We start from the raw sequence: 262 nt of genomic DNA, 5'->3' as shown, positions 1-262 counted from the left end.
GCCGTATAGGTTGTGCCACACGACTTCCTCGCGACTGCGCTTTTGGAATTCCTGCACAAGATAGGCCGCGAAGTACAAGGCTTGTCGATCGTCGGGAGAACCCGCCACGCAGTAGAGCATGGGCGTCGTCGGGTCGTCCAGAAACATACCAATGCTCTGATCCTGCTTCGACGAGTCGATCACGCGTTCTTTCATGCGCTCGTTCTCGGTCCCGAAGTCCTGAGGCATCCACCGAAACTTACCGCATTTCCAGACCCACCCC

General features: G+C 57.3%; 1 protein-coding gene. It reads right to left on the bottom strand.

Annotated elements, in window-relative coordinates; genetic code table 11:
* Positions 1-195, bottom strand: a 195-nt coding sequence (locus AC1RPH_RS08395; protein WP_481762130.1) for a hypothetical protein, incomplete at its 3' end; no start/stop codon positions are given.
* Between the last annotated feature and the right edge of the window lie 67 nt (positions 196-262).

The organism is Dellaglioa sp. CoH-57-MRSF-16, assembly GCF_056782055.1.
Note: the sequence above shows the minus strand (reverse complement) of the source record. Positions and strands in the feature narration are given on the sequence as shown.